10 protein-coding genes are annotated in these 9,763 nt (G+C 53.7%); 5 read left to right on the forward strand and 5 right to left on the reverse strand.

What is annotated here, in order from left to right; all coding sequences use genetic code 11:
• Positions 1-194 (reverse strand): hypothetical protein (locus V6D20_16030; GenBank protein HEY9817289.1); only part of this gene is annotated, 194 nt, incomplete at its 3' end.
• A 292-nt stretch (positions 195-486) separates the two neighbouring features.
• On the opposite strand from V6D20_16030, the gene V6D20_16035 reads away from it, so the two are divergent.
• The 3 genes from V6D20_16035 to V6D20_16045 all read left to right on the forward strand — a co-directional run bounded on the left by V6D20_16035 (position 487) and on the right by V6D20_16045 (position 3,048).
• The gene (locus tag V6D20_16035; GenBank protein ID HEY9817290.1) at positions 487-1,434 is read left to right on the forward strand and encodes an aldo/keto reductase; all 948 of its coding nucleotides are present in this window, start codon (positions 487-489) and stop codon (positions 1,432-1,434) included.
• A 105-nt stretch (positions 1,435-1,539) separates the two neighbouring features.
• Positions 1,540-2,040: an isoprenylcysteine carboxylmethyltransferase family protein gene (locus V6D20_16040; GenBank protein ID HEY9817291.1), complete on the forward strand. Its 501-nt coding sequence runs from the start codon at positions 1,540-1,542 to the stop codon at positions 2,038-2,040.
• Between the two features lie 204 nt (positions 2,041-2,244).
• Positions 2,245-3,048, forward strand: a complete 804-nt coding sequence (locus V6D20_16045; GenBank protein ID HEY9817292.1) for a PhzF family phenazine biosynthesis protein — start codon at positions 2,245-2,247, stop codon at positions 3,046-3,048.
• Here the strand turns inward: V6D20_16045 and V6D20_16050 are convergent.
• The 3 genes from V6D20_16050 to V6D20_16060 form a co-directional block, all read right to left on the reverse strand.
• Complete coding sequence (locus V6D20_16050; protein HEY9817293.1) at positions 3,045-3,956, reverse strand: transglutaminase family protein; 912 nt, start codon at positions 3,954-3,956, stop codon at positions 3,045-3,047. The two genes, V6D20_16045 and V6D20_16050, sit on opposite strands and share 4 nt — an antisense overlap.
• A gap of 39 nt (positions 3,957-3,995) precedes the next feature.
• Positions 3,996-5,213 (reverse strand): class I SAM-dependent methyltransferase, encoded by a 1,218-nt coding sequence (locus V6D20_16055; protein ID HEY9817294.1) that lies wholly within the window; start codon positions 5,211-5,213, stop codon positions 3,996-3,998.
• A 129-nt stretch (positions 5,214-5,342) separates the two neighbouring features.
• On the reverse strand, positions 5,343-6,527 hold the full coding sequence (locus V6D20_16060; GenBank protein HEY9817295.1) for an NAD(P)H-quinone oxidoreductase subunit H: 1,185 nt from the start codon (positions 6,525-6,527) through the stop codon (positions 5,343-5,345).
• 440 nt (positions 6,528-6,967) lie between these two features.
• Here V6D20_16060 and V6D20_16065 point away from each other — a divergent pair, with 440 nt between their 5' ends.
• Both V6D20_16065 and rsmH read left to right on the forward strand, forming a co-directional pair.
• Entirely contained in the window at positions 6,968-7,117 is a 150-nt protein-coding gene (locus V6D20_16065) for a hypothetical protein (protein ID HEY9817296.1), read from the forward strand.
• A 254-nt stretch (positions 7,118-7,371) separates the two neighbouring features.
• The gene (gene rsmH, locus V6D20_16070; protein HEY9817297.1) at positions 7,372-8,271 is read left to right on the forward strand and encodes a 16S rRNA (cytosine(1402)-N(4))-methyltransferase RsmH; all 900 of its coding nucleotides are present in this window, start codon (positions 7,372-7,374) and stop codon (positions 8,269-8,271) included.
• 119 nt (positions 8,272-8,390) lie between these two features.
• On the opposite strand, the gene recA is transcribed toward rsmH, so the two are convergent.
• Positions 8,391-9,524, reverse strand: coding sequence for a recombinase RecA (gene recA, locus V6D20_16075; protein ID HEY9817298.1), 1,134 nt, complete (start codon positions 9,522-9,524; stop codon positions 8,391-8,393).
• Positions 9,525-9,763 lie beyond the last annotated feature (239 nt).

The raw sequence follows: 9,763 nt of genomic DNA on the forward strand, positions 1-9,763 counted from the left end.
TCGGTTTGCTTAATGCCCAAAGCAAACACGGCCATAGAACGAATTTGTAGATTTTGATCTGCCAATACTTTTTTGATCAGAGGCACCGCCAACTCCGCATCCACCGTCCGCAGGCTAGCCAACGCCACCATGCGATCGCGGGCATTGTCACTATCTAAATGCTCAGAAATTTGCTCTAGGCTAAGCTGACTCATAAATAACCACCAATTGTTACAAATCTACACATAGTTATGGTGATCATTGTAACCATTTTTTCTTGTCCTCGCCGGGAGCGATCGCCCTTGGGCATTAGGGCATTCCCCCTCAAGTCCCTTCGATGACGGTAGGACTCTAATCAACCCTGGCATCTGGCCGATACTCGTCGGCTCATCTCCCATCCTTCGACCAGGTCAGGATGAACGCAGAGGTTGATGATCGCCGTTGAACTCCCATCTTCCCTAGGGTGAGTAGGGCTCTAAGATGTAGATATATGAAGCAAGGAGCATCATGCAGACCCTAACACTTGGTTCCACCCCGATCACCGTGCCGGCTCTAGGCATTGGTACCTGGGCCTGGGGCGATCGCTTTTTTTGGTCCTACGGCAACGACTACGACGACGGTCAACTGCGAGACGCCTTCAAGGCAGCCGTACAGGCGGGCGTCAATTTTTTTGACACTGCTGAAATCTATGGCTTCGGTGAATCAGAACGGCTGCTGGGGCAATTTATCCAAGAGATCGACCAGCCCGTGTATGTAGCCACCAAATACTTTCCCCTACCTTGGCGCTTCAACGCAGGCTTTGTCGCCGATGCCCTCACCGCCAGCCTCAGGCGCTTGCAGTTGCCCACAGTGGATCTCTATCAAGTTCACTGGCCCTTCGACTTTCTCCTGGGACAACCCACGCTCATGGATGCCCTAGCGGATGAGGTGCAGCAGGGACGCGTTAAGGCCGTAGGCGTGAGCAACTATTCTGCCGAGCAACTGAAGCAGGCCCAGGAACTATTGGCCAAGCGGGACGTGCCCCTAGCTGTTAACCAGGTGCAGTATTCTCTCCTAGCTCGACAGATTGAGCAGAATGGCGTCATGGCTACAGCTCGGGATCTCGGGATCACTATCCTGGCCTACAGTCCCCTGGCTCAGGGACTACTCACCGGCAAGTACGCCACAGATACCGATACCAAACCGCTCGGGGCACGTCGCATCGATCCGCGCTTTAGCCCTAAGGGTTTAGCCAAACTCGATCCGGTCGTGGCCGCATTGAGAGACATTGCCCAGAGCAACGATCGCACCCCGGCCCAAGTCGCCCTCAATTGGCTGGTCGCCCAGGGAAATGTGGTGCCGATCCCCGGTGCCAAGAATGCTCAGCAGGCCCAGCAAAATGCCGGAGCCCTGGGCTGGCAGCTCAACGAAAGCGATCGCCAACGTCTAGCCGAGGTGACTCAGGATTGGGCATGATCCCCAGGATCTAGCGCTCTCTCACCAGGTCTTCAACGATCGATATATCTCACTCGATACATTTCATTGAGTTCACAAAAGGGCGATCGCCCTAGGAGGCTAGTTATGAAACTCTTAACCGATTGGGGCTTTACGGCAGAAAGCTGGCGAGGCACGCGGGGTGAATATTGGGTGGTGATGCAGGGGCTGCTGATGGTGGGCTTTGTCCTCGTGCCTGTCTATGGGCCAGCCCTGCCCCTAGGTCTGAGTCTTGGCCTCAAAGCGATCGCCCTTGGTCTGGCCCTGTTCGCCTTGGTGCTCTTGGGCAAAGGACTCGTGGACTTGGGGCAAAGCCTTACCCCTCTGCCCTATCCCCGCGAGGATGGGCAACTGATTCAAACTGGCATGTATGGCATCGTGCGCCATTGCTTGTACAGCGGCATTGTCCTGATGGCGATCGCCTTTAGCCTATGGCAAGGCAGTCTATCTCATCTAGCAGCCACCCTCGTGCTCTTCTTCTTTTTCGACTTCAAGGCTCGTAAGGAAGAAGCCTGGTTGACTGACAAATATCCTGATTATTCAGCCTATCAACAGCGAGTGAAGAAACTATTACCTTGGATTTATTAATTGCCCAGAAGCAGCATTACCCTAAACTCGTCTTCTGCTACTAGTCTTTTAGGCAGATCTAGATTCAGCCTGAATCGCAGATGATAGAAGGAACGTCACCTTATCCTCACATCCAAAAAGGCATGCATTCCAAGCTCAGCCATCCAAACTAGGATAACGATAAGATGACGCCTCATTCACTACTCATGCTTCAGGTATAACCCTATGGGACAGTCTGTCATTCAGGTTGATGCATTTACCGATACTCCCTTTCAAGGCAATCCAGCGGCGGTGTGCATGTTGTCTGCACCCCAGGCTGATCAGTGGATGCAGGGGATTGCCAAGGAAATGAACCTCTCAGAAACGGCGTTTCTGATCCCCAAGGGCTCGGGCTTCCATTTGCGCTGGTTCACGCCCACCATGGAAGTACCGCTCTGTGGTCATGCCACTCTAGCCAGTGCCCACGTCCTTTGGTCAGAAGGATACCTCGATCCGTCGCTACCGGCGGAGTTTTACACCCAAAGCGGCACCTTGACCGCCCGTAAGCTAGACAACTGGATTGAACTCAACTTCCCCGTCAATCCATCCAAACCCTTGATCCGCATTCCAGCCGGTCTAGAGGATGCTCTGGGGGCCGCCGTCCATACGGTCATGAAAAATACCTCGGGAGGCTATCTTGTTGAGGTGGCCTCAGAAGCGGCTGTGCGCCAGATCCACCCGAGTGCCAGCCATCTGCTGCAGGCCAGCATTTCCGACGTGATCGTCACCAGCCAAGCCGATCCCGACTCCGGCTTTGATATTGTCTCTCGCTACTTTGCGCCAGGACTGGGCATTGATGAAGATCCGGTCACCGGTTCAGCCCACTGCTGCCTAGCGCCCTACTGGTGCGATCGCCTCCAGAAAGACACGTTATTGGCCTATCAAGCCTCAGCGCGCGGGGGCATCGTCAAAGTCCACTACGACGGCGGCGATCGCGTCCATTTACAGGGACAGGCCGTCACCGTGCTGCGCGGCGAGTGGTTTGTTTAGAACGACTGAACCTGGGTAGGGGTAAGCGTCGATTCAGCCGGCTCTAGGGCCTGGATTGCCAGGTCATAGCTCATGTCTACCTGGGCCTGAAAACCGGGCTGGAGAGCCCCGGAAACTGGCGCAGCTTCCTGGGGAAAAGGAGCCGCTGCTAGAGCAATATAGCGATCGCCCACAGCTAGCCCATAGGTTGGGTCATAGCCCCGCCAGCCAGCTCCCGGTAAATACACCTCCGCCCAAGCATGCAGATGAGCATCGGGATTCTCGGGATCGCCTTCGTGATAGCCACTGACAAACCGCGCCGCCAACCCTACCGACCGGCAAACCGCCATAAACAGCACCGTCAGATCTCGGCAAGAACCCAGCTTTTTCTGCCAGGTGACGCTAGGAGGATAGGGATCCCCCGTTTCCCGCAGGATATAGCTGCTGTGGTGGTAGATACGCTGATTCAGCTCGGTCAAAAAGTTGATGGTATTGCCTTGGGTCATCTCCCACATGGACTGACCTAGCTCCGTTGCCATGGGATCGAGAATGCCGGGTGTGGGGATGAAATGCCCGACCCAATAGGGCTGGAGCTGGCTGTACAAGCGGCTGGGATAGTTAATCGGCAAGGATGCCGCCCAAGGTTCCAGGATAAAGTTGAAGGGATTATCGCGATAGGTTTCAACCACCGAGTTTGTCTCTAGGGTCAGGCGATGCGTAGGCTGATCGTCAAACCAAGCCTTGAGGCTCGAATGTCCATCTAGGTCAATATTGTCAGAAAGTCCGACGGGGCGCGGCGTAATCTCCAGGGAAAACTGGGTGAGGCTTTGGGCCGCATCCGAGCGGGGACGTAGTCGCACCACATGGGCATCGAGCCGCACGGGGCGATCGTAGGTGTAGGTCGTGAGATGGGTAATGTTGTATCGCACAGAGATGGCTCAGGTAGGGCTTCAGGGCAAACAGCAGCGCTAGAGCGGTGGGTGATGCAGTCCTTGCAGGGGCCGTTGGCGTTCAAGCTCGGTCAACCCTTTACTTTGGATCAAAACACCAAAGTTGCCCAGCCCCATGGGGTTCATCAAGGCGTGCAGGGCTTCGCGACGCTGGAACAAGGTTTGCACATCAGGCACGGTGGCTGGATTGGAGAGCAGGGACAGGCGATCGCCCAACCCCAAGGCCATCAAAAATAAACCTTGCTGTGTAAATCCCAGATTCGAAAGACCCACCATTTCACCATGGCGCTCTAGATCCGTAAAGTTAACATGGGCGGTGAGATCCTGCTGTCCAATATAGCGATAGGGATCGGAATGGTGGGCGTGGTGGTAATAGCATTGCAAGGTACCGCCGGTGCGGGTCGGAGCATAGTATCGCTGGGCGGTGTAGCCATAGTCAATCGTCAGCAGATAGCCACGCTGTAGGCGTTGGGCTACGGTATGCAGCCAGTCTTGAGCGGCCAGGTTCACCTCCGTGCGATATCCATCGGGGTAGGGCGGGTGGGTGATATCAATCCCCAGGGTCTCGAAATAGGTGCGGAGGCGATCGCTGGATAGGTCATCAAGCTGTTCTACAAAATGGGGCGCGTCATCAGTCGATGCCCCCAAGGTAACGTAGACCTCCCGTAACTGCTGCTGCTGGGTTTCCACCAGATGTACCGGAAAAGCATCGACAAGCTCATTAGAAAAACAGCAGCCGACGAGAGACTGGGGAGGAATCTCATCCCAGGTATACCAGCGCACAGTACCAGAGGAGGCGATCGCCCCTAACCGCTGCCGCTGTTCGGCAATCAGCGCTGGCGATTTTTCCACAATTCCGTACTCCAGCACTTGGAAGCAATCCGGATGGTGATCGGCTAGATACCGTAAAACATCATGGGCCAGTAAACCTTGACCCGCGCCCATTTCTAGAAGGTGAAACGGCTGAGGGCGATCGAGATGGTGCCACAGTTGCACCACCTGCACCGCCAAGAGTTCTCCAAAATCACAACCCATATGGGGAGAGGTGACAAAATCACCCTGGGCACCAATTTTCTCGGCATAACGGCTGTAGTAGCCATGCTGGGGATGGTAGAGCACCCAGTCCATATAGTCAGCAAAGGTGATCCGCTGCTGAGGACTCGCCTGAATATAGTCCGCGAGCAGTTGCACCAAATGGGGATTGGAGGAGAGATAGGGTTGGGGTGAAGCAGACATAGTGCTGAACAGGCAGGTGTAAAACGACAGCCATCCCAGGAAACAGCCAGGGCCCAAAAAAGCAGGTCAAGACGACCTGCTCATCCGATCACAGTCGTACAACTGTGTCTTGCCATAACCTAGCGATCCCTAGCGATCGACCGATCCCATGATCACGTCGATGCTGCCCAGGATGGCCATAATATCCGCCACCTTCACGCCCTTGAGCAAATGAGGCAAGATTTGTAGGTTATTGAAGTCCGCCGCCCGGATCTTCCAGCGCCAGGGAAAAACATTGTCCTCTCCGATGATATAGATCCCCAGCTCGCCCTTGCCGCTTTCCATGCGAACGTAATGTTCCCCGGCAGGAATCTTGAAGGTGGGGGGAATTTTCTTACCAATAAATTGATAGTCAAATCCGTTCCATTCAGACTTAGGACCTTCAGCAATCCGCTTGGCTTCTAGGTTTTCATAGGGGCCACCCGGCAAACCCTTGAGAGCTTGGCGAATGATCTTCACGGATTCTCGCATTTCCCGCACGCGGATGATGTAGCGGGCAAAGCAGTCTCCAGCGGTTTCCCACTGCACGTCCCAATCAAAATCGTCGTAGCATTCGTAGTGATCTACCTTACGCAGATCCCACTTCACGCCCGATCCGCGCAGCATCGGCCCGGACAGACCCCAAGCGATCGCTTCATCCCGCGTGATCGTGCCAATACCTTCAATTCGGCGACGGAAAATCGGGTTGTTGGTAATCAGGCGCTCGTACTCGTCTACCTTGGGCAGGAAGTAGTCACAAAAATCTTCACACTTATCAACCCAGCCATAGGGCAAGTCGGCCGCCACGCCGCCGATACGGAAATAGTTGTTGTTAATCAACCGCATTCCGGTGGCTGCTTCCCAGAGGTCATAGATCATCTCCCGCTCACGGAAGATATAGAAAAAGGGCGTCTGAGCACCCACGTCAGCGAGGAAGGGGCCAAGCCAGAGCAGGTGGTTGGCAATCCGGTTTAGCTCCAGCATGATCACCCGGATGTAGCTGGCTCGCTTGGGCACTTCAATGTCGGCCAAGCGCTCCGGCGCATTCACCGTAATGGCTTCGTTGAACATCCCCGCCGCGTAGTCCCAACGACTGACGTAGGGCACAAACATGACGTTGGTACGGTTTTCCGCGATTTTTTCCATGCCTCGGTGCAGGTACCCAATCACGGGTTCGCAGTCCACCACGTCTTCACCGTCCAGGGTGACAATGAGGCGCAACACCCCGTGCATTGACGGATGGTGGGGCCCCATGTTGATCACCATGGGTTCGGTTTTTGTTTCGATCATTGCCATGTGCAAGCAATCTCCTGATTACAACGCTGCAAACGAGTTTGCCAATTTGCCTTATGCGGTTTGCCGTTGTGGATCATGGGGCAACCGGTATCCTTCTCGAACGCAACCCCTAGGATAGCGGTTTCCCTCATCAAACTCGGCATAATCATGCAGGACTATATCGCCACCGTCCCCTCACGATGAAGCCTTGCCGCGTAGGTCGTATAGCTTTGAGTTTTGTTGCGCTGTTTCTATTATATTTGCAGAAGGGTGGCTTGCTGAGTGACTTTGGAGCGATCGCTTAAGAATTTCTGAATACAGCAATTAGCCGAAAGCTTTGAAATGTTGACTCTAGCTTCATCGAGAACTTACCGTATCTTCACGGAGACATGACGGAACATGCGCAACTCGTCAGAATAGTGCAGCAGTACAGTCTAAATGTCTGAATGAGGGAAAGAGTCATGTTGCAAGGATCCATCCAGCCTCCAGTCCCCAATCTGCCTGCGCCTGCGCCTGTCCTGACGCTACAACCAGGGATGGTGTGCTTGGTCTATCCTGATGGGCAGATTGTAGTATCCGTTAATACCGAGCCGGAGCATACACCGGAGTAGTTTGCGATACAGGACAAGAAAAGTATTCGCCTGTTACGACAAATTACGCACTTCGGAAGGGATAACTTCCGAGATCTGGCCGAAGAACTTCATCGATTCTGAAACGATAATAGACGTAATGAAGCTTGAGATCTTTGGGGGCTACAGATCTCACAGAAGAACCCGGTGATTTCGCCGGGTTTTTTATTGGGACAAAATAGCCAAATGGTCTCTGCTCCGCTAGAGTAGCGATCGCAGCACGTTAAAGGGCAGGGATGCCAACGAACATGGACGCGATGAATGACCCAGGAGCCGAGACTCCTGATTTTATGCATATTCCCGTGTTAAGCCGGGAGTTGATTGAGGGAATCGACGTGCAGGCGGGTGGGCATTATTTAGATGCGACGGTGGGTGGCGGCGGCCATAGTCAACTCATCCTTGCCGTACCCGAAACCCGAGTCACCGGTATTGATCAAGATGCCCAAGCGATCGCAGCGGCCCAGGAACGATTAGCCGAGTATGGCGATCGCTTTCAGGTTTGGCACGGCAACTTTGCTCAGTTTGATCCCGGGGAGATGCAGTTTGACGGCATCATTGCCGACCTTGGGGTTAGTTCTGCCCAGTTTGACATGCCCGAGCGTGGCTTTAGCTTTCGCCATGCCGCTCCCTTAGATATGCGCATGGATCAACGGCAGTCCCTGACAGCGGCCGAGATTATCAACACCTGGGATGAAAAGCCTTTGGCCAATGCCATCTATCTCTATGGCGAAGAACGGCGATCGCGCCAAATTGCCCGCCGGATTGTTGAGCGCCGCCCCTTTGAAACCACCACAGACCTAGCTGAAGCGATCGCCTACTCCGTGCCCAAAGCTTATCGCTACGGTCGCATCCATCCTGCCACCCGCACCTTTCAGGCCCTGCGGATTGTGGTCAACCGAGAACTGGAGTCTTTGGAAACCTTTTTAGCGATCGCTCCCCACTGGCTCAAACCCGGTGGACGCATCGGCATCATCAGCTTCCACAGCCTAGAAGATCGGCTGGTGAAACATACCCTGCGCAACACCGAGAGTCTGAAGGTGCTCACCAAAAAACCGATCATTCCCCAAGAGGATGAAGTGGAGGTGAACGTGCGATCGCGGTCTGCCAAACTGCGTTTTGCCCAAAAGCAATCCTAGGGACGTAGATCAAGGTGGGCTGAACCAAGCTCAGCCCAAACGGTATGGGTCAAAGCCCATAGGGTAGGAGCACCTGGATCCATAACGTCATTCACAAACGTCATCCAGATCTCGTGGGATTACTTCTTCTTCGAAGAGCGGCTAGCCGTCTTACCGTTTTCCGTCACCCCAACCTCATCGGGCAACTCTGGCTGATCCGAGTCTTCCATCACAGCCACAACCGGCTCCGTAGATTGCTTTTTGTCTGCCTGATTAATTTCCAGGTGCTGGCGCAATTGCAGATCTAAGCTCTTGGCAAAGTCAGGATTGTCTTCCAAATACTTGATCGCATTGTCTCGACCTTGGCTGATATTGTCGCCGTTATAGCTATACCAAGCACCGCGCCGCGTCAGAATGTTGTTCTCTTCCGCTAGATCCACCAAGCAGCCCAAGGCTGAAATTCCCTGGCCAAAAATGATGTCAAACTCCGCAATTCGGAAAGGCGGAGCCACTTTATTCTTAGCAATCTTTACCTTGGCACGAATGCCATACTCTTCGGTGCCCTTCTTCAAAGTTTGGATGCGGCGAATATCCATACGCACGGAGGCATAGAATTTCAGCGCATTTCCCCCTGTGGTCACCTCAGGATTACCGTAGGAGATACCAATTTTTTGGCGCAACTGGTTGAGAAAGATCACCGTGCAGCCCGTTTTGCCAATGCTGCCCGTAATTTTACGCAGAGCCTGACTCATCAACCGCGCTTGAAGTCCCACATGGGAATCACCCATTTCCCCTTCAATCTCCGCCCGAGGCACCAAGGCAGCTACGGAATCCACCACTACTAAGTCGATGGCATTGGAGCGCACAAGCTGATCGACAATTTCTAGCCCCGCTTCCCCAGTATCTGGCTGAGAGACAAGGAGGTTGTCAATATCGACGCCTAAATTTGAGGCATAGATGGGGTCTAGGGCATGTTCTGCATCAACAAAAGCAGCAATGCCACCCTGTTTTTGCACTTCAGCTAATACATGCAGCGCTACCGTGGTCTTGCCGGAGCTTTCCGGGCCATAAATCTCAACGACCCGCCCCTTGGGAATACCACCCCCCAGGGCTAAATCTAAGGTTAATGCTCCACTGGGAATGGTTTCCACCTTCATCCGGGCGGCATCGCCCAACCGCATGATCGCGCCTTTACCAAAGCTGCGCTCAATCTGGGTTAGCGTAATGTTTAAAGCCTTAAGTCTTTCGGAGCTTTCATCAGGAGTTTTGGCCATGAGCGCCTCGTTTCAGGTTGCTTTACGTCAGAAGAATACTAGAAAATTTTTTGATGCAGGAAGACCATCCATCCTCCTCATCCATCCAAGACTCAGCACCAAGCCTAGGGCGATCGCTGAGCAACACTTGCCTACCCATACAGCCCATAGAGTAGGGTGATCGAGAAAGCAGACAACACTGTAAATTTAACTAACTTTCTAAAGAATGATGCTTAGAGAATGACGTGGTAAAGATCGCC

The sequence above is a fragment of the Candidatus Obscuribacterales bacterium genome (assembly GCA_036703605.1).
Classification (GTDB): domain Bacteria; phylum Cyanobacteriota; class Cyanobacteriia; order RECH01; family RECH01; genus RECH01.